This is a genomic window from Janthinobacterium sp. GW821-FHT03A03 (assembly GCF_059421435.1).
In genome coordinates, this window is sequence record NZ_JBWKUZ010000003.1 from 64,491 (window position 1) to 87,523 (window position 23,033).

15 protein-coding genes are annotated in these 23,033 nt (G+C 62.5%); 8 read left to right on the forward strand and 7 right to left on the reverse strand.

Annotated features, from left to right (window positions below; all coding sequences use genetic code 11):
• Positions 1 to 8 precede the first annotated feature (8 nt).
• From AC07VI_RS09920 to gluQRS, 6 genes are all read left to right on the forward strand, one after another.
• Entirely contained in the window at positions 9 to 2,147 is a 2,139-nt protein-coding gene (locus tag AC07VI_RS09920; RefSeq protein ID WP_492996268.1) for a type VI secretion system Vgr family protein, read from the forward strand.
• 2 nt (positions 2,148 to 2,149) lie between these two features.
• Entirely contained in the window at positions 2,150 to 3,454 is a 1,305-nt protein-coding gene (locus AC07VI_RS09925; RefSeq protein ID WP_086145023.1) for a DUF2169 family type VI secretion system accessory protein, read from the forward strand.
• A complete protein-coding gene (locus AC07VI_RS09930) occupies positions 3,444 to 7,439 on the forward strand; it encodes a PAAR-like domain-containing protein (RefSeq protein ID WP_492992786.1) in 3,996 nt (1,331 codons plus the stop codon). Before AC07VI_RS09925 ends, AC07VI_RS09930 begins: the two co-directional genes overlap by 11 nt.
• 21 nt (positions 7,440 to 7,460) lie before the next feature.
• Positions 7,461 to 8,405: an RHS repeat domain-containing protein gene (locus tag AC07VI_RS09935; RefSeq protein WP_492992784.1), complete on the forward strand. Its 945-nt coding sequence runs from the start codon at positions 7,461 to 7,463 to the stop codon at positions 8,403 to 8,405.
• Complete coding sequence (locus AC07VI_RS09940) at positions 8,402 to 9,031, forward strand: hypothetical protein (RefSeq protein ID WP_492992782.1); 630 nt, start codon at positions 8,402 to 8,404, stop codon at positions 9,029 to 9,031. The genes AC07VI_RS09935 and AC07VI_RS09940 overlap by 4 nt, the downstream gene beginning before the upstream one ends.
• A 166-nt stretch (positions 9,032 to 9,197) precedes the next feature.
• Positions 9,198 to 10,154, forward strand: a complete 957-nt coding sequence (gluQRS, locus tag AC07VI_RS09945; protein WP_413465899.1) for a tRNA glutamyl-Q(34) synthetase GluQRS — start codon at positions 9,198 to 9,200, stop codon at positions 10,152 to 10,154.
• A 78-nt stretch (positions 10,155 to 10,232) separates the two neighbouring features.
• Here gluQRS and AC07VI_RS09950 read toward each other — a convergent pair whose 3' ends face one another.
• The gene (locus tag AC07VI_RS09950; RefSeq protein WP_086145020.1) at positions 10,233 to 12,479 is read right to left on the reverse strand and encodes a TonB-dependent receptor; all 2,247 of its coding nucleotides are present in this window, start codon (positions 12,477 to 12,479) and stop codon (positions 10,233 to 10,235) included.
• A 515-nt stretch (positions 12,480 to 12,994) separates the two neighbouring features.
• Here AC07VI_RS09950 and AC07VI_RS09955 point away from each other — a divergent pair.
• Entirely contained in the window at positions 12,995 to 15,667 is a 2,673-nt protein-coding gene (locus tag AC07VI_RS09955; protein ID WP_492992780.1) for a hybrid sensor histidine kinase/response regulator, read from the forward strand.
• The gene (gene bla / locus AC07VI_RS09960) at positions 15,660 to 16,553 is read left to right on the forward strand and encodes a class A beta-lactamase (RefSeq protein WP_086145018.1); all 894 of its coding nucleotides are present in this window, start codon (positions 15,660 to 15,662) and stop codon (positions 16,551 to 16,553) included. Before AC07VI_RS09955 ends, bla begins: the two co-directional genes overlap by 8 nt.
• Here the strand turns inward: bla and AC07VI_RS09965 are convergent, their stop codons facing one another.
• The 6 genes from AC07VI_RS09965 to AC07VI_RS09990 all read right to left on the reverse strand — a co-directional run bounded on the left by AC07VI_RS09965 (position 16,554) and on the right by AC07VI_RS09990 (position 22,995).
• Positions 16,554 to 16,988, reverse strand: coding sequence for a DUF695 domain-containing protein (locus AC07VI_RS09965; RefSeq protein WP_076567214.1), 435 nt, complete (start codon positions 16,986 to 16,988; stop codon positions 16,554 to 16,556). It lies immediately after the preceding gene.
• Between the two features lie 44 nt (positions 16,989 to 17,032).
• On the reverse strand, positions 17,033 to 17,668 hold the full coding sequence (locus AC07VI_RS09970) for a hypothetical protein (protein WP_492992777.1): 636 nt from the start codon (positions 17,666 to 17,668) through the stop codon (positions 17,033 to 17,035).
• A 143-nt stretch (positions 17,669 to 17,811) separates the two neighbouring features.
• A complete protein-coding gene (locus AC07VI_RS09975; RefSeq protein ID WP_492992776.1) occupies positions 17,812 to 18,675 on the reverse strand; it encodes a hypothetical protein in 864 nt (287 codons plus the stop codon).
• 74 nt (positions 18,676 to 18,749) lie between these two features.
• On the reverse strand, positions 18,750 to 19,745 hold the full coding sequence (locus AC07VI_RS09980) for an extracellular catalytic domain type 1 short-chain-length polyhydroxyalkanoate depolymerase (RefSeq protein ID WP_086145015.1): 996 nt from the start codon (positions 19,743 to 19,745) through the stop codon (positions 18,750 to 18,752).
• Between the two features lie 84 nt (positions 19,746 to 19,829).
• Positions 19,830 to 22,049 (reverse strand): TonB-dependent receptor, encoded by a 2,220-nt coding sequence (locus tag AC07VI_RS09985; protein WP_086145014.1) that lies wholly within the window; start codon positions 22,047 to 22,049, stop codon positions 19,830 to 19,832.
• Between the two features lie 151 nt (positions 22,050 to 22,200).
• Entirely contained in the window at positions 22,201 to 22,995 is a 795-nt protein-coding gene (locus tag AC07VI_RS09990) for an alpha/beta fold hydrolase (RefSeq protein WP_492992773.1), read from the reverse strand.
• Positions 22,996 to 23,033: the final 38 nt, after the last annotated feature.

Sequence of the window (23,033 nt, forward strand, 5' to 3'; positions counted from 1 at the left end):
GATGCGTGATGAGTCTGTTCCCGGACACGACGGCGGCATTCCCCCAGCTCGTGGGCGACATGCAGGGCCAGCGCCTGCTGCGCCTGCATTTCCCGCACGGCGATGCGCCCGCCAGCAGCCTGCTGGCCAACAGCCTGAGCGCCAGCGAAAGCCTGTCGCGCGATTTTTCCTATGTCGTGGAAGTGCTTTCCGACGACGCCTGCATCGCGCCCGACAAGCTGATGGGCAAGATGGCGACCGTCGAGCTGGTGCGCGAAGATGGCAGCTTGCGCTACTTCAATGGTTACGTGTTCGAGTTCCGTTTCGTCCGCACGGACGGCGGCTTCGCCTTTTATGAAATGGTGCTGGAGCCATGGCTGTCGCACCTGCGCTTGCGGCAAAACAATGTCGCCTTCCACGGCCTGACCGTGGCGGCGCTCACGGACAAGGTCTTCGATGACTACCTGATGCGCGACTACAAGCTGGCCGCCAGCGGCCTGGATCCCGCCATCACCTACACCTGCCAGCACAACGAGAGCGACCATAATCTGCTGCACCGCCACTGGGAGCAGCTGGGATGGCATTACCGCTACGAACACCGCTGCGACGGCCACACCTTGTGGCTGTCCGACGACAGCACCACCGGCCAGGCCATCGACGGTGAACGGAACGAAATGCCCTTCCAGCACCAGGCCGGTTCCCTGGAAGACGATGGCGTGCATCAATGGAGCACGGTGCGGCGCATGGCCCCAAGCCAGATGACGGTAGCCAGCTTCAATTTCAAGAATCCGCGCAGCGCCCGCGCCAGCCGCGACTCGCTGAACCGGCAAGGCGCCGTGCCGTCTCTGGAAGTGTATGAAAACACGGGCAGCTACGGTTTTAAAAACTTCGACGACGGCGAGCAACTGGCCCAGCGCCGCATGGAAGAGCGCGATGCCCAGGGCCAGCTGTTCGAAGCGCAGGGCAATGACCGCACGGCGCAACCGGGACGCTGGTTCACGCTGGGCGGGCATTTCGATAGTACCGACAGCGAATACCTGATCCTGTCCGTGCACCACTACGCCAGCAACAACTATCAGCAGGGACGCAACGCCACTTCACACTACAGCAACACCTTTACCTGCATCGCCCGTGACATCCCCTGGCGCCCCGGCCGCAATTTCCATAGCCGGGAACCGAAGATCTATGGCGTGCAGACGGCCACCGTGGTCGGGCCACCCGGCGAGGAAATCCATACGGATGGTTACGGACGGGTGAAGGTGCAATTCCACTGGGACCGCCTGGGCAACTTCGACGACAGGAGTTCGCCGTGGATCAGGGTAGTGTCAAACTGGGCCGGACCGAATTTCGGCCACATCAGCCTGCCCCGGGTGGGCATGGAAGTGGCCGTCCAATTTCTCGACGGTAACGTCGCCATGCCCATCATCATCGGCTGCATCTACAACGCGCGCAATATGCCGCCATGGGAGCTACCGGCCAACAAGACGCAAAGCGGCATGCTGAGCCGCTCGTCAAAAAAGGGTTCCGCCGCGCACGCCAACGCCCTGCGCTTCGAGGACCGCAAGGATGCGGAAGAGCTGTGGCTGCATGCAGAAAAAGACCAGCGCATCGAAGTCGAGCATGACGAGTCGCACTGGGTCGGCAACGACCGGCGCAAAACCGTCGACCGCGATGAAACCGTGCACGTCAAGCGCGACCGCACGGAGACGGTGGGCCACGATGAAGACATCACCGTGCACAACAACCGCAAGGAACGCGTCGACCATGACGAACACATCGACATCGGCGACAACCGCCGCGAACACGTGGGCGGCAACGAGCAGGTGCAGATCGACGGCCACCGTTCGGAACGGGTGACCCTGGCCAAGGACGAAACCATCGGCCTGGCCAAGGTGCTGACCATCGGCGCCGCCTACCAGACCACCGTCATCGGCGCCATGAACACCACCGTGGTGCTGGCGCAGGCGGAGCAGATCGGCCTGGCGAAAAGCGTCATCGTCGGCGCCGGCAGCACGCTCACGGCCACCGATTCGCACACCATGACGGTAGGCACGTCCAGCATCACCATCACGCCGGGACGCATCGAACTCGTTGCCGATGAAATCATCATCCGCGGCAGGTCCAAGGTGCAGATCCACGGTGACGACATCGACAACAACCCGGGCTGACGATGAACGACGCCGGCACCGCCCATTTCAACATCCCCAACCTGCTGTTCGACAACCGCACGCCGCACGCGGCCAGCCAGTTCGACATGGTTGATCAATTCGGCGCAGCCTTTCACGTGGTGGTGGCGCGCATGGGCTACACCTTCGGTCCCTGCGGCGCGGACGGCGTGGCCAGCCTGCTGCCCATGGCGCGCCAGTCGCCGCTGGCCACGGAAGACCGGCACCTGCACGGCGACACGCAGGCAGGCACCGTGCAGGAGAGCGACTTCGCGCCCTACAAGCCGCGCTGCGACGTGATCGTCAATGGCATGGCGCACGCGCCGCGCGGGCAGGCAATGCCGCAATTTCTCGTCAACCTGAAGGTGCGGTCGGAAAAGAAGAGCCTGATCGACAAGACCCTGCAAGTGTGCGGCGAGCGCGCCTTCCGCAAGAAAGCCATCCTGACGCGCCTGGCGCAAGGCTGCGCCCGCATTGCCACGGCGGGCTTGCTGCGGCCCAATCCGTGGTACTTGTCCACGCCTGAACCGTTCCTGCAATTGCCGCTGCACTACGCCTGCGCCTATGGCGGGCAATGCCGTATCGAGGCCGACGACTGCAACGCGGCGAAGCACGATTCCTGCCAGGCCAATCCGCTGGGGCTCGGTTTTGCGCGGCACTGGTATCTGGATGGAAAACATATCGATGAGGTGCCCGCCCCCCGCATCACGCAGCCGTCGCTGCCGTGCACGGCCGCCCAGTTCTGGCAAGGCGCGGGCGGCAAGGAGCTTCCCGCGCCGGCGGGGCTGGCCGCTATCGGCCGAGGCTGGCTGCCGCGCCGCGCACTGGCCGGACACATCGTGGAAAAAGACACATGGGGTGCCGACGAAGTCCCCTTGTTACCGGAAGACTTCGATTTCGCGTACTGGAACAGCACGCCGCCCGACCAGCAATGCCCGCACCTGGCGGGACTGGAGCAATTTACGTTGACCAATCTGTGCCGCCACGACCATCCGTCGGCCCGCATCGACCCGCGCGGCAACACCGTGCTGCGCTTCGCCCTGCCCCAACAAGTGATGTGCCTGCTACTGGCGGACAAGAACGATCAGTTGCTCGTCTGGCGCCTGGCCATCGATACGGTGCTGATCGCCCCTGAAGCGGCCAGCGTGGAACTGGTGTGGCGCGCCATCGTGCCGGCCGACGCGGGCCAGGTCGCGTCGCGCCTGCTGCACGTGATGGAGCCGGCGCAGATCGCACGCATAGCACTGCTGGAACAGGCCCAGGAAGCACTGGGCAAGGCGGCCGGGCAAGGTCAAAACAATGACAAATGAAACCGTCACCAAAGCCTCGCGCTTCTATTGCGTCAGCCTCAGCCCCGACATTTGCAAGACGCCCGTCGGCTCCAGCACGCCCCCTATTCCCTACAACATCATCGGTGAATTTGCGGAAGCACAAAACGCCTCGCCCAACGTCAAGTCGCACAGCGAGCCCGTCATCCTGCACCAGCGCAGCACCATTCCCACCGTCAAGGGCGACGCGGCCGGCAAGGCGGGCGGCATCAAGAGCGGCACCGTCGGCAAGCAGGTCGACACGAAGGTCGCCAGCCCCATCCACCGCGCCAACGGCGCCAGCCTGGTGCAGATGGGGCGCGAAGTATGGATGAATTCGCGCAATACCGTGGGCAAGATCTATGAGCGGGGCGCGGAGGCGGCCAAGCCCGTGCTCAAGGAACTGAAGGCGGCGATACGGGAGGCGGCACAAGACTACAAGGATCATGGCTCCAAGAAAATGCATGGCGCCGCCGAAGACCTGGTGGACGCGGGCGGCACCGTCCTGACAGGCAGCGCCGTATTGGGCGTGGCTGGCGTTGGCGTGGCGGCAACGGGAGTGGGCGCCCCCGTTGCCGCCGCGATGGAAGCGGGAGCGGCAGCAGGCGCCGTTGCCGGCACGGCGACCGTTGCCAGTGGAACGGCAGTGGAAGCCTCTGCCACGGTGCTCGACCAGGCGGCCGATTACATATTGACAGGCAAGACACCGGATCTACTGAGCACCGCTGCGGACATCGGCATGAATGTCGCCGGCAACGTATTGCAAGCGGCAGTCTTCAGCAAGATTCCCGGCGGAAAAATACTGAGCAAGTTTCTCGGCAAGAAAGCGGCACCGACCATCAACAAGGTCAAGGACAAGCTGGTCGGCCAGAAACCGGACAAGCCGCCGCCAAAACTCGACAAACCTCCCCCGAAAAACGGCGGCGACGACGGCAAGAGCCGTGGCAAGAAGGAGCCGAAATCGGAACCGCCGTCCGACTGCTGTCCCAAGGATAGCGGCCCGGCGAAAAAACCCGTCAAGGGCCGCAAGCCCGTGCATTTCGGCACGGGCCAGGAAATCCTGTACCAGACGGATTTCGCGCTCGAGCGCAGCATCCCCATCGCCTGGACGCGCTGCTACCGCTCCGGCGCCGAATGCGAAGACTGGGGCTTGCTGGGCGCGCGCTGGTCCACGCCCTACACCACCAGCCTGTCGCTGTGCGAAGCCGGCATCGTGTTTCACGACGACAGCGGCCGCGCCCTGCGCCTTCCTGGCTTGGCACCGGGCCAGCAGCACGACAGCCGCAAGGAAGGTTTTTCGCTCACGCGCGACGGCGCCGACACCTTTACCGTGCTGTGGCGCGACGGCAGCAGCGACCGCTACGCGCGCGCAGAAGGCGGCTGGCTGCCGCACGGCTACGACGGCGTCAACGCCATGCTGGCCCCGTCCGCGCCGATTGCCGCGCAGCGTTTTGCGCTCGTGCGCAGCGAAGGGCGCGATGGACGCGGCGTCAGCATCGACCGCGTCATGGAGGCCAAGCCGGGCGAAGTGCTGCTGCGCCTGCGCAGCGACGATGGCAGCGTGCTCGAAGCCATGCGCGGAGAGACAGAACTGTCCTGCAGCATCGGCCGGGTTGACGAAGCGCTGGCGGACGGCAGCCGGCTCTGCCATGTCCGCTACGCCTATGCCAGCGAAACAGACGATAGCCAGCCGCCCTTCGCGCCCCGCTACAACCTGGTCAGCCAGTCGAATGCCCTGGGCGACACGCGCCGCTACAGCTATCGCCACCACCTGCTCACGTCGTGCAGCAGCTACACGGGTTTTACGTACGAACTGGAATGGATCAGCCTGGACGCGCTGCGCGCCCGCTGGCGCGGCTCGCCATTGAGCGAACAGGAACTGGCGCAGCGCCATCCCGTCACCGTGGCCAACAGCTACCAGGCGCGCGCCATCGCCACGCGCGCCCGGGATGGCAGCGAGCACACGCGCATCGATTACGTGGACAACGACACGAGCCACGTCACGGAAAACGGCGGCGTCCTCGAATACACCTTCGACGCCAACTGGCTGGTCACCGAAGTGCGCCGCGTGATCGACGGCAAGGCCGCCTCGCTGGGCCAGCGTGAATGGGACCGCGATGGCATGCTGCTGGCCGATATCGACGCCAACGGCGCCGCCACGCGCTACGCCTACGATACCGCCGGCAACCTGACCCGCAGCACCGATGCCAAGGGGCACGGCAGCAACATCGACTACGACGGCCAGAACCAGCCCGTCGCCTTCACGGATGCGCTGGGCAATATCACACGCCGCGAATACGATGCGGCAGGCCGCCCCGTCAGCATCACCGATGCGCTGGGCCACGTCACGTGCTACCGCTACGACCAGCGCGGCCAGCTGGTGGAACTGGTCGACGCCAGGGGCGGCAGCAAGCATTTCCAGTACAGCCGCCAGGGCTTGCTCACCGCCTATACGGATTGCTCCGGCCACACCAGCGAATACAGCTACGACAAGCAGGGAAGATTGACGGCGGCACGCGATGCCATGGGCCACGTCAGCAGCTATGAATACGATGGCCTCGGCCGCCTGACCGGACTCATCGCACCAGACAAAACACGGGAACACTACGCCTACGATGCGGACGGCAATCTGGTCTCGCACGTGGGTGCCGCCGGCCAGCAGACGCGCTACCGCTACAACGGCCAGGGCTTGCCCGTGGAGCGCACGGACGCCATCGGCCAGACGGTGCAGTACCGCTACGATGCCGCGCTGCAACTGACGGAATTGATCAACGCCAAGGGCGAAAGCTACCGGCTCGCGTATCACACGGAAGGCTGGCTGGCGTCGGAAACGGGCTTCGACGGCAAGCGCACGCAATACAGCTACGACCAGGCCGGGAACCTCACCGCCACCGAGTGCGGCAGCCAGCGCACGCAGCTGCTGCGCGACGCGCTCGGTTTGTTATCCGTCAAGACCACGGCGGACGGCGTGGTGCGCTACGCCTACGATGCGCTGGGGCGGTTGACAGCCGTATCCGCGCCGCAAGCCGAACAGCGCTTTGTCCACGATGCGCTGGGCCAGCTGACCGAAGAGCGCAGCGCATATTTCCTGCAATCCCTGCCCGACGCCGGCAGGCTGCCCAACGCCCCGCGCGTGCCGGATGCCAGCTTTGCCATGACGCACGCCTATGACGAACTGGGCAACCGTATCCAGACGGTTTTGCCGAACGGCCGCCGCATCGACACGCTGCGCTACGGTTCCGGCCACTGGCATGGCGTGCTGTGGCAAGGCCAGACCGTGGTCGATGTCGAGCGCGACAAACTGCACCGCGAAAAACAGCGCACTCTGGGCAACAGCGGCCTGCTCGCCACGCGCCAGTACGATCCGCAATCGCGGCTCACCCAGCTGACCCTGGCGCGCGGCGCCGACGCACCCGCCCCCGTGCGCGAACGCCGCTTCGAATACGATGCGCAAGGCAACCTGACCACCATCGTTCAAACGGGCGCCACCACTGCCGGCCCGCTTGGCAAACTCAGCTATACCTACGATCCCGTCGGCCAGCTGCTGGCCGCCGTGCAGCCGGGCCTGGCGGAACGGTTCGCCTTCGACCCCGCTGGCAATCTGATCGACAAGGCTCCCGCACCCGGCAACGTCGTGAACAACTATGGCGATGCCGACTACGATTACGACGAGCAAGGCAACGCCACCGGCAAGCGCTTCCATCCGCCGGGCAGGGAGTCGGCCTGGAGCGACCTGGAACTGCAATACGACGCCGAAAACCGCCTCAGCCACGCCAGCAGGACGGAACGCCAGTCGCGCCACCGCGCCCGCTACTGTTATGACGCCTTCAGCCGTCGCATCGCCAAGCGGGTAGAAGAAGCACGCTGGAGCAAGCAACAAGACATCAGCAAAGACCAGCCCGCCCGCACGAGCGCCACCACCACCTTCTTCATCTGGGATGGCGACACGCTTGCACAGGAACTTGGGCAGGAAGAGACAGTCACATAACTGTACGAGCCGGACAGCTTCGTGCCGCTGGCCAGAATCGCTTCGCCAGCCTGCCGACAGGCAAACGCCGTACACCGGCCACGCTTGGCGCAGTGGGATTTACCCGCCACCCGGGACGATGCCGAACTGCAAGCGGCGATTGCGCAAGAACAAGCGGATACCGAAGCACTGCATGTCTCCGCATGGCAGCACATCCAAGCGGCAGCCGACGGCGCGGCAGTACACGACCACATCACCCACTACCACTGCGACCACCTGGGCACGCCGCGCGAGCTGACGGATGCGCAAGGCAACGTGGTCTGGAGCGGGCGCTACAAGGCATGGGGACGCCTACTGCACGTCGAGGGAGAAATCAAGCAGCCGCTGCGGTTTCAGGGGCAGTATGAAGATGGGGAAACGGGGCTGTTTTACAACCGGTATCGGTACTATGAGCCTGATTGCGGACGCTATCTTAGTCAAGATCCTATCGGCATTCTAGGTGGACTGAATGGCTACGCATATGCAACAAATCCTATTCAGTGGAGCGACCCATTAGGACTGGCAAAATGCAGAGTCATCATTTCCAGCGCCGTAGACGAAATAAAAAACTTACCAGCATTGAATAATATGCTTCCAAGTGATATAAGAAAAATTTTACGGAGAAGAGGTTACACCATGGTGGGTTCCAGAACTAACCCTTCAGGATCCAATAAACGAGGGCAAGTCTGGACAAAGAACCTACCAGATGGAAATACAGCAGCAGTGCGCATTGACCCAGCTGAAAAACGCGCTATACCACTAGGAAATGCAGATGAAGTACCTCATGCCCACAAGGAAATTGTTCCGACATCTAGCGTAACCAACGGAAATTATGCCCCGCCAAAAATCTCTGGAGCAAAGTTATGTGATGACACTGGAAAACCAGCCGCAGCCGGTGACTACAAAGCTATGCACATTGAAATTAAAAATGGAATATTGGGAAAATGAAAAAATCAATAAATTCAAAAATATTAGACATCATAAAAAAAGGTGGAGTAATTGAATTGGAGGATCTATCAAGATCATCCAACGAAAAAACATTGGAAGATGAACACTTAAATGAAATATTTAAACAAATCAATCAGAAAAACACAAGCGCAAGAAAAAAAGAAATACTCTGGCTAATCGCATTAAAAGGAAATAAAAATAGCGAATTACTGAAATTAGCCAAGAAAGAAATACAATCCATAAAAAACTTCGAAGAATATTCAACCGTTTCACATAGTTTAAATTACGCAATATGTTACGCACTATTTAAATCAGAAAATAATGACATCAAAAGCATTGAAAATGAATTACTTAAAAATAAATCAGGCGAAATTCGACTATTAGTTGCCGAATTTTATTTACACAAAAAACAAATTGAAAATACGATAGAAATAATAATAAAAATTCTAGATGAAACGAACATTGATCACAATGTAGCGAATGCAATTGACATGGACATAGAAAAAATTGCAAATATTGAAATACTAAAGAAAATGAAGGATAAGTACATCAACAACAAATCAGCCATCACCAACGGGATAAAACATGTAATTTCCGTCATAGAAACCGCCATTTCAAAAAAATAATTCCACGATGCCCATCAAAAAACCCGCGATCAATACGACGTATTATCCATCCCCTAGAAATATTAATAAATTACTCATTTAAGTAGTAAAAATTAGCAATGCATTTGACTTGACATATACTCTGAACGATACTTGCCACTGCCTGCATTGCAGCCAATAACAAGTCATCCATAAATCGCGCCACAACTATACAGAATCAACAGTTCTCCGTATGCCCTCCCCCTACATCGGCCGCTTCGCCCCCTCCCCCTCCGGTCCCCTGCACATGGGCTCGCTTGTTGCCGCCATGGCCAGCTATCTCGATGCCAAGGTGCATCGCGGTACGTGGCTGTTGCGCATCGAGGACCTGGACTACGACCGCAATGTCGAGGGCGCCGATACGAGCATCCTGGCCAGCCTGCGGCGCTGCGGCATGCACTGGGATGGCGAGGCGACGTGGCAGAGCCGGCGGCTGCCGCTGTACGAGGCGGCGCTCAAGCGCTTGCAGGACGACGGCCTCGTGTATGCATGCGGCTGTTCGCGCAAGGAGATCCAGGATTCGGTGCTGCAAGCGGGCGCGCCCAAGGGGGGCGTCGCCGTGTATCCGGGCACCTGCCGCCATGGCCTGGCGCCGGGCAAGGCGGCGCGGGCCTGGCGGCTGCGCGTGCCGCAGGGAGCCGATGCGGTGTACTCTTTTACGGACCGCTGGGTGGGGCCGCAGCAACAGGACCTGGCCAAGGAAGTGGGCGACTTCATCGTGCTGCGCGGCGACGGTTTTTGGGCGTATCAGCTGGCCGTGGTGGTCGACGATGGCGCGCAGGGCGTCACGCAGGTGGTGCGCGGCGCGGACTTGCTCGACTCCACGCCGCGCCAGCTGTATCTGCAGGATGTGCTGGGCTTGCCCCATCCGGGCTTCTTGCACGTGCCCGTCGTCGTCAATGACAGCGGCGAGAAACTGTCGAAGCAGACGGGCGCCCTCGCCTTCGACACGGGCACCGGTGCGGCCGAACTGCTGGCGTCGGCATTGCTGCCGGCCGCCCGCTTCCTCGGTCTCGACGTGCGTGCCGACAACGTGGAAGACTTCTGGCGGCAAGCCATTCCCGCCTGGGCGCAGCGGCTGGCGCGCCTTCCTGAGCGGGCATAAAAAAACCCGCCGCGGCGCGAGCCGTCGGCGGGTTGAAGCAGGCGCCAGCCGCAAGGGCCGGCGCCAGGCATCAGGCAATTAGAAGTTGCCTTTGAATTGCACGCCAAATTGACGTGGCTCATTGATGAAGCCCGTGCGGTTGTTGAAGTCGATGGCGCCCGTGATACGCTGGGTGTCGGTGATGTTGCGGCCAAAAACGGCCATTTCATACTTGCCGGCATCCCAGGTATAACCGACGCGCAAGCCGCCTTCGACCATCGGCTTGCCGGTAAACTCGGTTGCCTCATACAGGAAGAAATTGATCTTGCTGCGGTAAGCCCAGTCCGTGAAGACGAAGAATTCGCCGTTTTCCATCGGGATCGAATAGCGGCCCGTGGCGGTGATCGTCCACTTCGGCGCTTGCGGCAACGGATTGCCGTCGATGACGGCGCGGTTCGCAGCGTTGATCGGATCGGTCACCGTGCAGCGCGTCTTGTCGCAGGTGGCGATCGACAGGCTCGGGTCCTTGATTTCCGTGAAGTTGTAGCTGCCGCCCAGCGACATCTTCAGGCTCGGCGTGACAAAGCCTTCCAGTTCCAGTTCCGCGCCGCGGCCGTTCGTCTTGGCCGCATTGATCAGGCGCGTCACGTTCGACGTGCCACCGACCACCGTCAGTTGCTGGTTTTTCACCTGGTAGTCGTACACGCTGAACGCCACGCGGGCGCGGCGGTTGAACAGGTCGGCCTTGACGCCCGCTTCGAACGAGGTGATGGTTTCCGCATCGGCCACCGTCACGGATACTTTGTCGCTGGCCGGGGCGATACTTGGCGCGCGGAAACCGGTGGCGATACGGCCGTAGAAATTCACGTCCTTGTTGTATTTATAGGTGCCGCTCAGGTCCCAGTTGACCTTGGCTTTGCTGACATCGGCGCTGGTCGGGTTGACCTGCACGATGTTGGTCGCTTCCACCGTGTTGAAATCTTTCTTGTCCTTGGTGTAGCGCAAGCCGGCGCGCAGCATGAAGTCATCGTTGACGGCGTAGTTCACGGAACCAAACGTTGCCCAGGCCGAGTTCTTCTGGCGGCTGGCCAGGTGCGTGGTCAGCACATGCGTGTCGGTGTCGAAGTTGTCGGTAAAACCGTTGGCATCTTCGTTGAAATAGTACACGCCAGCCTGCCAGTTCAACGGGCCGGCATTCTTCGATTCGGCACGGAATTCCTGCGAGTATTGTTTCACGCTGGTAATGCCGCCAGCCGTTTCAACCTGGAAAGGAATGAAGTTGGGGCTGGTCGGGCCAAGGCCGTTCGGCGTGCCGCCGTCGATGTCGCCGTGCGACACATAATTGCCGACCTGTTCCAAGCCGGTGATCGAGTACAGTTTAATACCGTCGAGGTCCCAGCTCAGGCGGGCGCTGGCGCCGTTGGTGCGCAGGCGCTGGAAATTCGGCGCATTCGTGAACGATTTCTTCGGGTCGAAACCGTCGACGATGTCGTTCGTGCCCTGCTTGATCAGGTTGGCGTAGAACACGCGCGCGCTGCCCGTGGTGTTGCGCTGGTGCACATTGAACAGGGCGTTGAACGTGGTGTTCGGTGCGTACAGCAGTTGCACGCGCTCCGCATGTTCGTTGTAGCCGTCCAGCGCATTCTTCTGGCCCGTAAACGTGTTGTCGACGTAATCGTCGCGGTGCTGGCGCAGGGTCGAGACGCGCAGCGCCCATTCCTTGCTCAGCGGCACGTTGACGGCGCCGTCGAAGTTGGTCGTGTTGTGCGTGGCGGCGGAAACGTTGTAATAGCCTTCAACCTTGTCCAGCTTCGGCTTGACGGATTCGAACTTGACCACGCCGGCCGGCGTATTGCGGCCGAACAAGGTGCCTTGCGGGCCGCGCAGCACTTCCACGCCGGCCACGTCGAAAATCGGATAGCCCTTGAGAATAGGGTTTTCCTGCACGACGTCGTCGTAAATCAGGGAAACAGGTTGCGATGCAAAGATGTTGAAGTCGGTATTGCCGTAGCCGCGGATGTAGAAGCGGGGGAAGGTGCGTCCGTTCGACGATTCCACGTTCAGGCTCGGCACTTTGCCGGCCAGCACGCGGATGTCTTGCCCACCGGAGACCAGCACGTCGAGCTTCTCGTCGCGCAGCAGCGACACGGAGACGGGCACGTCGCGGATATTTTCCTTGCGGCGCTGCGCCGTGACGGTCACGGTTTCCAGCTGGCTGGCGGCAGGGGCCGTATCAGCAGCGACTTCATCAGCGTAAGCCGAGCCGATAGGCAAGGCAGCGGACAGTGCCAGCATTGCAGCGCTTTTGGCGCACAAACGCTGGTGCATCTTGGACATCTTGATCATGTGGTTTCCCAGAAGTTTAAAAAAAGAATTGCGAAATCTGTCTTTCTTGCAACCTGTCTCCCGGTTATATACGGCGCTGGACGATCGTTTGCACCATCACAGTGCAGCAGCGCGAGCGGATGTTCCCCCGCTCTCGGCGTCACTGGCTCTGTCCTGGCTGTCACTCAAGTTGACAGCGGTTCCGGCCGCATCTCTGGGATGTCTGATGAACACCAACTTTTAAGTAAGGCGCCAATTTAATTCAAGCAGCTTATGCACGGCAAGAATATTGTTATGTAAAATATTTATTCACCAACATTCAAGGCTGACTAGTGGTTATTCAGCCACAATATGGACGAGACCTTGCTGTATTCGCGTTTTCCAGCCCGGGCGCCGCGATTTCCGCAAAGCGGCGACGCGGTCCCTGAAGGACACCCCCGGGCGGAGATTTGACTGTAATATCGCCGTACCTGACCCAGCCGTGCTGCCACATCCCGGTGCAGCGGCGGCGCGCCGCACCATTACGTACCCTATCCATGCCAGAACCCAGCCTGCATAGCCACGACTTGCCCACTTCTCCCGCCGCCGCCCGGGCCGCGCATATGCTGCTGGGCGCCCATTGCGACATCGTCTGGAGCACGAAAACCTTCGGCCAGTTCGATGCCGACCAGCCCTCGTGGCGCGCCTTCACGGGCCAGACGGAAGCCGAACTGCTGGGCCGCGGCTGGCTCAATGCCCTGCATCCGGACGACCGCAACTTGCCTTATGTCATGCCATCGCATCTGACGACCGTGTTCGAAGCGGAATACCGGCTGCGCCACGTCAGCGGCAGCTACCGCAACGTCATCGTGCGCATGCTGCCCGTGCTGGCGCCCGACGGCAGCATCGTTGAATGGCTGGGCTCGCATTGCGACGTGACGCAGCAACGGCAGACGGAACAACGCTTGCGCCTGGCCATGCAGGGCGGCCGCATGGGCACGTGGGAAATCGACCTGGGGAGCGGCAGCATGAGCTGCTCCGACGCGTTCAAGGCCAATCTGGGCCTGCCGCCCGCCAGCAACATCGATTACGCGCAACTGACGGGGGCCATGCTCGACGGCGACCTGCAGCACTGGCAGACGGCGGTGCACGCGGCCATCGCCAGCGCCAGCGATTTCGAGGTCGAAATCCGCGTGCGCTGGGCCGATGGCTCGCTGCACTGGGCGCACATGCGCGGCACCTGCGCCAGTGACGGCGCCGGCAATGTCATCGCCCTGTCCGGCATCTCGCTCGACTTGACGGCCAGCAAGCAGAACGAGGAAACCTTGCGCCTGACCCTGGCGGCCGGCGAAGTGGCCACGTGGAACTGGGATATCGTCGCTGACCGCGTGACTGCCGACAACAACATGGCGCGCTTGTTCCCCGTCAATGCCGGCGCGGCCACGGCGGCGCCGCTGGCGCGCTACCTTGACATCATCCACCCCGATGACCGTGAGCGAGTCAGCGCGCAGATTGAGCAGGCCGTGCGCGCGCATGCGCCTTTCGAAGCGAGCTACCGCATCGGCGACCACGACGGCCGCTACCGCTCGGTCATCGCGCGGGGGCGCGTGGACTATGCGCCGGACGGCACGCCCTTGCAATTGCCCGGCGTCCTGCTCGACATCACGCGCCAGAAACAGGTGGAAGACGCGCTGCGCAGCAGCGAGGAACGCTACCGCACCCTGATCGAACTGATGGACCAGGCTTTTTGCGTCATTGAAATGCTGTACGACGAGCATGGCCGTCCCGTGGATTTCCGCTACCTGGAAGGCAACCCCGCCTTCGTCAAGCAGTCGGGCCTGGACAATGCCATCGGCAAGACCATCCGCAGCTTCGTGCCCGAGCACGACCAGCACTGGTTCGACCTGTACGACCACGTCGTCAAGACTGGCGAGCCCGTGCGCTACGAAAACGAGGCCGTGGCCATGGAGCGCTGGTTCGAAGTCTTCGCCGCGCGCCTGGGCGGCCCCGGCAGCCGCCTGCTGACGGTGCTGTTCAGCGATATCAGCGAACGCAAGCGCTCGGAACAGCAGTTGCGCCAGCTGGCAGACAACCTGTCCGAAATGGACCGGCGCAAGACGGAATTCCTAGCCACCCTGGCGCACGAACTGCGCAACCCGCTCGCGCCCATCCGCAATGGCTTGCAGATCATGCGCCTGGCTGCCGACAAGCCCGCCACCGTGGCGAGAGTGCGCGACGTGATGGAGCGGCAAGTCAATCAGATGGTGCACCTGGTCAACGACTTGCTGGACGTGGCCCGCATCACGCGCGGGCAGATCGAACTGCGGCTGGAACGCACGGACTTGAAAACCATCATCGCCGGCGCCGTGGAAACGAGCATGCCGCTGATCGAGGCGAGCCGCCACCAGCTGCAGGTGCAACTTGCTGAAGAGCCGCTGCCGCTCGACGCCGACCCCACGCGCCTGGCGCAAGTGCTGGGCAATTTGCTCAACAACGCCGCCAAGTACACGCCGGCCGGCGGCCACATCGCCTTGCGCGCAGTACGCGACGGCAACGAAGCATTGATCGAGGTCAAGGACAGCGGCGTGGGCATCCCCGCCGAATCGATCGCCACCGTGTTCGACATGTTCACCCAGGTGGGCCAGAACATGGGCCGCGCCCAGGGCGGGCTGGGCATCGGCCTGTCGCTGGTGCGGCGCCTGGCCGAGCTGCATGGCGGCAGCGCCACGGCGGCCAGTCCCGGCGCCGGCCTGGGCAGCACCTTCAGCGTGCGCCTGCCGCTGCTGGCAGAGGAAGCCCAAACACCCGCCGCGACGGTCGCCCCCGCCAGCGCCGCCGCCCCCCACTTCCGCGTGCTGGTGGTGGACGACAATGTCGATGCGGCCGAGACCCTGGCGGCCGTGCTCGACATGATGGGCCATGCCACGCAAGTGGCCCACGACGGCGCGCAGGCGCTGGCCGTGGCGCCGCAATTCTTGCCTGACGTCATATTCCTCGACATCGGCCTGCCCGGCATGAACGGCTACGAAGTGGCGCGCGCGCTGCGCCGGACAGCGGCCGGCGCAGCTGCCGTGCTCGTCGCATTGACGGGCTGGGGCGCCGAAAACGACCGCAGTCAATCGAGCGCGGCAGGCTTCGACCACCATCTGACCAAGCCGGCCAACCTGCATGCCATCGGCGAACTGCTGGCCACCCTTTCCACTCCAAACATAGCGACAGACCATGACTGACTCCCCGAACCACGTTCGCCGCACCCTCCTGCTGGCCAGCGGCGCCGCCCTGCTGTGCCCGGCGCCGCTGCTGTTTGCCGCGCCCGCCACCGGCATCGCCGCCGCCCAAACTCAGCTGGCCGCGCTGGAACAGGTCGCCGGCGGACGCCTCGGCGTTGCCGCCTGGCGCCAGGGCAGCGAGCAGCGTGTGGCCTACCGCGCCGACGAACGCTTCCCCCTGTGCAGCACCTTCAAGGCGATGCTGGCGGGCGCCGTGCTGGCCCGCAGCGCCAGCCAGCCGGGCTTGCTGGAACAGCAGGTGCGCTACGAGAAAAAGGAACTGGTCACCTATTCGCCCATCACGGAAAAGCATCTGGCCGACGGCATGAGCGTGGCGGACCTGTGCGCCGCCACCTTGCAGTACAGCGACAATAGCGCAGCCAATTTCCTGATGACAATACTGGGCGGGCCGCAAGCCGTGACGGCGTTTGCGCGCAGCATCGGCAACACGGTATTCCAGCTGGAGCGCTGGGAAACGGAATTGAATAGTGCCATCCCCGGCGAAGTGCGCGACACGGCCAGCCCCGCGTCGATGGCGCACAGCTTGCAGCAATTGTTATTGGGAAATAGTTTGCCGGCCCCGCAGCGCCAGCAGCTCGATAGCTGGATGCGCGGCAACACGACGGGCGACAAGCGCATCCGCGCCGGCGTGCCGGCCGGCTGGCAGGTGGCCGATAAAACGGGCTCGGGCGCCTACGGCAGCGTCAACGACATCGGCGTCGCCTACCCGCCCGGCGGCGCGCCGCTGCTCATCGCCGTGTACTACACGCGCGAACAGAAAAACGCGGACACGAATCAGGACATCATCACGGCCGCCACGCGCATCGTGACGGCTGCGCTGGTGTAATTACTTCGGCAGGGCGGCCATGAAGCCCGCATAAGTCGACCAGGCGGGATCGGCCGCGCTGCGGATTTCAATCGGAAACTTCGGGCGCGGCGCCAGGGCCGTGTTGAGGCGGTTGAAGAATTCTTCGCCCGACTGCGTGTAATAAATCCATTCGCGCAAGTTTTCGCCCGTCGATACCAGCGCCAGGGTGGCGAAGCCCTCTTCTTCCACCACGGGCGCCAGCGCCGCTTCCAGCTCTTCCATATGCTCGCGCTCGTTCGGCGCGGGCATGCCCGTTTCATCCTCATAGCGCCAGGCGATGATGATGCGGTCCGGCTGCGACGACAAATCCCAGTCGTCATGGAAGGCGTCGACGTAGCGGTAGATGATGGCCATCTCGTCGCTATGCGTGACGATGGTGCCCCAGCTGCGGGCGGAAGTGGAATTTTCGTTCATGGTTGCAACAGTCAAAAAGTAAAATCGGGCAAAGGGCGAGCAGTCTACAGCACTGGAGGGCAAGTGACATTCCAGGCGTCATACTGGGCACCGCTCTTGCGCAGCCAGATGCGGGCGTAGCTGCCGCGGTCGCTCTTGAACACGAGCGCATAGCGCTCCTCGGCACGCGGCGCGGCGGCGCCCACGTCGACGGCCGCCAGCGAAAATTTCAGCGCGCGCAGCGGTGCGCAGGCCGTGTTACCCGCCATCAATAATCGCGCCCGTTCCAGCAGCGGCTTCTGGTACAGCAAGACGCCTTCCAGTTCCACATCGGGTATCCGCTGCAACATGCGCACGGGTTCGGCCACGGGGCGGCACGCGCCACGGTCGAGCCAGGCGAAGTATTCCATGCCCGCCTCTTGCCAGCCGGTGCCGTGCAGCACGAACTTGGTGCGCTGCGTGCGGCACAGCGCGCCATGCCCGCGATACGGCGGCGTTTCCACGCTGCCCACCACTTCGCTGCCACGTCCCCCCACGATGGGTACGCTCTCGAACACGGTGCGCGCCGCCGGTTCGCCCGGATATTGCTGCGCATAAAATGCCAGCAAGGACGCGCGCTGCTGCGCATCCACCGCCACGGCCTCGGCGGCGCTGGCTGAGAGGTATACGGCCGATACGGTAAAAAGCGCGACAGAGCGCATGAAATATCCTGGCATGGCATTCCTTCAATCGACGTTCAGGGACGGGTATCGCCCAAGCGCCGATTATATAGTTACCAGAAAATGCCGGGCGGACGGCCTGTCAGCAGGTGCGCAAGGTGGCGAAAGCGAAACAGACTTGATATTTAGTAAGAATCTGTCTTGCTGCGCAATACATCCAGCAACAATTGCCGCTTCGCCAGCAAGGCCGGATCGAATGCCGTCCACTGCTGCAGCCGCAACGCATACGCGGGGGTCATCATCCAGCCGAACACCTCCGCCTTGTCTTCCTCGGGGCCGTAGGCGGCGTACAGGCTCACCAGGGCGGGCTGCGGGTGGCCCAGGTTCTGGAAACCCTTGCCGTAGGCCGTGGCGCCGCCCTGGCCGTAGGCCGTGCCGGGCGGATTCAGGGCCAGCCAGGCGGGGTCGCGGTAATAGAAATCGTTGAACAGCCGGTGTTCGATGAAGTGGTAGTACTCGTGGTGTACGCGCAATTCCATGCCGGATGGACACAGGGCGGCCAGCAGGTTGTCGACGTAGACGACGCTGTCGATGTCCGGCGCCGGCATGGCCAGGCGGCGCTGGCCATCCACGCTCAAGTCCTTCACCAGCACGACGCGGCGCAAGCCCGTGCGCGCGAAGACGCCGGCCGGGTAGCGCTCCATGGCCGGCAGCACGATGCTGAGCAGCAATTGCAGGCCGGCACGGTCTTGCGCCGAGTCGGTAAACGGCTGCGCCTCGCTGGCGGGCATGGCCAGGGTCCAGGCGGGCGCCAGTTGCAGGACCGCCAGGCGCGCCGTGGCGATGGCCTGCAATTGCGCCACGCTGGCGTCCTTGGGTGCGACGGGTGCATAGCGCACGTTCCAGTCGCACTCGCTGCGCATGCTGTCTTGCTGGGCCGCACGCTCGAACGCTTGCGTGTAGGCAGCCGATGGCGCGGACGGGCCGCCGCCGGCGCAGGCGGACAGCAATACAAGGGCAAGACAGGACGGCAAACGGCAAGCGGGCATGGGATCTTTCACAGGCATAAAAATGGGGCGCAATCGCCGCGCCCCATTGTACAAGCTGCAATTTCCTCACGGCATCAGCGCTGGTAATTCCTGAAGAAATGCCAGCTGATGACAGTGGCGTCCGGGCCCAGTTCATCGCTGAAGGGCCAGCCCGGAGGACCGCCGCTCCACGCGTGGTTCATGCCCTCGACCGTGTACTTTTGCGCGATGACGGCGCCGTTATGCAGATACGTGTCGATGGAATAGCTGCGGCCGTAAGGCACGGTCTGGCGCACGATGCTGTCGGCACGGTAGCGCACGCTGTCATTGTCGAGGCCATCGTCGCCGTAATCGCTGGTCTGCAGGAATTGCTCGATGGTTTGCTCGCCGTTGACGGGGTTGACGACGATGTCGGCCGTGCCGTGGAACACCATCGTCGGCATCAGCCGGCGCGGCGAACCGGAGCAGCGCCACGCATCCTTGCCCCGCACCTTCGGGTCAAAGGAACTGCCGTTGAACAGCGAGTCGGCGGCCGTAATCATGCCGATGGCGCCCTTGTACATGCCGCCCGAATGCACCATCACGGCGGCGAAGACGTCGGAGTAACAGGCGGCCATGATGGAGGCCATGGCGCCGCCGGCCGAGATGCCCGTCACGTACACGCGGCTGTCCTGCACCGCATATTTGCCCTTGACCTTGTTCAAGATGCCCATCAGCACGGCCGGCTCGCCCGTGCCCCGCTCCTGGTTCAGCGGCAACATGAAATTCCAGCAGCGCATGGGGTTGGCCGTGACGTTCTGGCGCGGGTAGACGACGATGAAATTCTCGCGGTCGGCCAGCTCGTTGTAGCGGCTGACGGCAGCCATGCTGTTCGGCTCGGAACCGCAGCCGTGCAGCATCAGCACCACGGGCAGCGGGGTATTCGGATTGTAATTGCTCGGCAGCCAGACCTGGTATTCGCGCGAGCCCCACAGACTCGCATACAGGCCGAAATCCCACTGCCCGGCGGCAGCCGGCAGCGCGGCCAGCAAGCCGCAGGCGGCGATGAGTGCAGATAACAAGTGACGCAGTTGCTGATGCAGATGTGCCATGCCAGTCTCCTGATTATTATTCACGACGAAAACAGCGACAACGAAGCGGCTTGATACACATCAAGCCGGTACTTCTACAAGCCCTTAAAATTTGTAGCCTGCCTTGGCGATAATCTGGCGCGGCGGGCCATAGAAACCGTCTAGGATGAACACGGCCGGAATGTTGTAGCCATCCGTGCGGTAACGCTTGTTGCCCAGATTGCTGCCGTGCAGGCTGAAGGTCCAGTTCTTCGGTGCTTCCCACACGAGGCCGGCCGTCCAGATGCTGTAGCCGCCCTGCGCCAGGGTTTCGCTCAAGTCCGTGGTCGGGTAGACCTTGCTGCGATAGCCATAGCCGACCATGCTGCGCAGCGCGCCGCCGAACACGCCGCGGTCCGTGCGCGTCACGTTCAAGCCCGCTTGCCGGGCCGGCGTATTGCTGAACTTTTGCGTATCCGCAATGTTCTTGCCGCCGCTCATGAACTCGTCATAGCCGGCATTGAGCAGGGCCAGGAAACCGTTGACTTCCCACTGGCGGTTCGGCCGCCACGAGAATTCGAACTCCGCGCCCTTGACGGTGCCCTTGCCCGCATTCGTGAAGTCGCCATAGAAGCCCGGCACGCCGCCCGGCTGCACGTAGCTGGTGAAGACGGACAATTGAATATCCTTGTAGCGGTTGTAGAACAGGGCCACGTTGGCGTCGAAAGTGTCGTCCGGCGCCGCGTACTTCATGCCCACTTCCAGCGCGTCGAGTTTTTCGTCCTTGTAGGGACGCGCGGAATCGGGTACCACCAGGTTGTTGGCGCGCACGTTGTAGCCGCCGGACTTGAAGCCGCGCGACAGGTTGCTGTAGAAATTCGTCGTCTTCGACGCTTCATAGCGCACGGAGATTTTCGGCGAGGTATTGCTCACCGACAAGGACTTGTCGAAGTCGGCCGCCGTCTGGATGGGCCGCGTGAAACCCACGTCGGCAAAGGCGCGGTTGAGTACGATGGCGCGCTTGTCCTCGCGCGTGTGGCGCAAGCCCGCGTTGATGCTCCACACCTTGCCCAGCGGCCAGGTCCAGTCCGTGTACAGCGCCGTGCTGTCCGTTTCCACCGTGCTGACGGCGGCCGTGAACTGGCGTCCCAGGAAGTTGTTGTAGATGCCGCCGCCGGCCTTGCCTTCAAAGCGGTACAGGCCGATCACGCCGGCGCCGTAGTCGCCGCTGTACGAGGCCTGCAATTCCAGGCTTTTCTGCTCGTCGCGCGAATCGCCGAAGACGTCGGCGATAGGCTGCTGCAAGCCGTCGAAGTCGATGGTTTGCTCGGAGGTGCTGTGCCGCCGGGCGCCGATCACTTTCACGGACCAGTCGTTCGACAAGGTGTAGTTGGCCACCAGCGAACCGCCCCGGTTATGCGTGAAGTTGTGGCCAGGCATGCCGCTCTCGATATCGTAGGCGCTGGTGCTGGCGGGCCGCTTGAGCGGGTCGAAAGCGCTCACGCCCATGCGCTGGAAGCCGCGCACGCCGGATTCGTCATCGGTGGCGTCCACGCTCAGCACAACGGTGAGCGGGATGTCCTGCGGAAAATAGCCGACGGACAGGCGCGCGGCCGTGCTGTCCTGGTTGCTGACCTGTTCGCCGTTAAACGTGTTGCGGCCGAAACCGTCGCGGTCCAGCTTGGCGGCGGCCAGGCGCGCGCGCCAGGTGCCGCTCTCGTTGGCCACGTTGAAGGCGGCCTTGAAGTTGCGCTGATTGTAATTGCCGAGGCCCACTTCGGCCGAGGCGCCGTTTTCCTTCGCCAGCGGGCGCGAAATATACTTGATGGCGCCGCCGATGGTGTTCTTGCCGTACAGGGTGCCTTGCGGGCCGCGCAGCACTTCGATGCGCTGCACGTCGAACACGTCGAGCAGGGCGCCTTGCGGCCGGGCCATGTAGACGTCGTCGAAATAAATGCCCACGCCCGGGTCCACGCCCCAGACGGGGTCGGCCTGGCCCACGCCGCGGATGAAGGCCGTCAAGGTGGTATTCGTGCCGCGCGAGGCGTACACGGTCAGGTTCGGCACGCGCTCCTGCAGGTCGGCCAGGTTCTGGATATTCGCCCGTTCCAGGGCCTTGGCGGAAAACGCCGTGACGGCCAGCGGCACGTCCTGCAGCCGCTCTTCGCGGCGGCGGGCGGAAACGGTGACGGTGTCCATGCGTTCTTTCGCGTCGCTGGCTTCGCTGGCGCTCTGGGCGCTGGCGGCGGCAGGCGCGGCCGCCTCCTGCGCCAGGGCCTGGGTGGAAAAGCTGAAGGCGCCGGCCAGGGCGAGGGAAGCGGATAAGGGGTTCAAAGCAAGTTTCATAGCGTCTCCATGTTTTTCATGCTCGCTGGCAACATTGGCGGACGGCCGGTTTGCAGAATCACAAGACGTAACGATACCGGCGCGCAAAAAGCGTGCACCCGTCCTGCGATGGCTGATTCCCGGCCCCCTGCCCCTGCGGCAAGCGGCCTGTTTATTTTGAATGTATGGCGAGGAAGGACTGCAACAAGGTATTCACACGCTGCGCCTGGTCCAGGGGCGTGGCGTGGCGCGAGTTCGCGATGATTTCAAACTCGCAATGCTGAATCTGTGCGGCAAAGGCCCGCTTGCTGGCGACGGGCGTGTAATCCTGGTCGGCCGCCATGATGAGGACGGGCATGGCCAGGGCCTGGAAATGGATGTCGATATCCCAGTGAAAGATGGCGTCGAGGGCGGCCAGGTAGGCGCGCTTGTCCATGCCCGCCATCTGCGCGGCGAAACGCTCGACGAGCGCCTGCTGTGGCGGATCGGGAAACAGTTTCTTGCCGATAATCTTGCCCATGGGCCTCAAGCCCACGGTGGCGATCACCGTGCGCCGCAGCCAGTAGGCAAACAGCAGCGAGGCGGGCTTGCTGCCCTGGAACGGTTGCGAGTTGATCAGGCACAAACTGGCCACCCGGCCAGGGGCGCGGTTGGCCATTTCCAGGCCCACCATGCCGCCCAGGGAAAAACCGACGATGTGCGCGCGCGCCACGTCGAGCTGGTCCATCAGGTTGAAGAGGTCGTTGGCGAAGTCGCCGATCTGCCAGTCGCCGCCTGGCGCGGGACTGGCGCCATGGCCGCGCAGGTCGGGCACGATCAGGCGGTAGCTTGTGCCGAGGGCGTCGATCTGCGGGCGCCAGTCTGCGGCGCAGGAGCCGAGGCCGTGCAGCAAAAACACAGGATCTCCCTGCCCCTTGCCCAGGTCGAGGTAATGCAATGGAACATCGGATGTCGTGTGACGCCGCATTCTGTCTCCTTGCTGTTGAACATGCTTTGTGTTCAGGT